The 865-nt window shown below is 60.0% G+C and carries 1 protein-coding gene; it reads left to right on the plus strand.

Annotated features, from left to right (window positions below; genetic code table 11):
* Positions 1–865: immunoglobulin-like domain-containing protein (locus AC5PZ0_RS28250; RefSeq protein ID WP_493856209.1), on the plus strand; the 865-nt coding region annotated here is incomplete at both ends.

Here is an 865-nt window from a genome sequence, read left to right on the forward strand (position 1 = left end):
AGTCAGCACTGCTGTGACCGATGAGCCTGGCTCGGGTACTCCGGGGACCGGCAACGAAGGCGACTTGGTCAAAGTCACCATTACTGCTGACCAGGTATCGGTGGCCGAAAACGTCAAACCGACCTTCACCGTCCACATCAACACCGCCCTGGCCCACGACCTGGTCGTGACCCTGAGCAACAACGCCACCGTTACCATCAAGGCTGGCGAAACCAGCGCGCCGTACACCCACGAAGCGCAGGGCGACGACGTCTACAAAGACGCCGGCGAAATCGAGCTGGGCGTGAAGTCGGCAGCAGACATCGATGGTCGCACCTTCGAGAACCTGCAGTTGGGCGACGCGGCGTCGGTCAAAGTGACCGACACCACGGATGACGTGGTGGCCAAGCTGACCGCTACGCCTTCGGTTACCGAAGGTGGTGCGATCACCTACACCATTACGCTGACCAACAAAGACGGTCTGCCGATCGACAAACACTCGGCGTTGACCTTCACCCTGAGTGATGGCACCACCGTCATCACGGTCCCGGCCAATAGCACTACCGGTTTCACCACCGTGACTGCTCCGGACAACGTCTACGTTGGTACCAACGACGCGGTGATCAAGTCGATCGCCACCGTCGACGGTGCTGATGTCGGCAAGTTCGAGAACCTGGTTCTGGACAAGACCCCGGTCAGCACTGCTGTGACCGACGAGCCAGGCACGCCGGGCAACGAAGGCGATCTGGTCAAGGTCACCATCACCGCCGATCAGGTATCGGTTGCTGAAAATGTCAAACCGACCTTCACCGTCCACATCAATACCGCCCTGGCTCACGACCTGGTCGTGACCCTGAGCAACAACGCCACCGTCACCATCAAAGCC

It is taken from the genome of Pseudomonas sp. 5.2 (assembly GCF_059025405.1).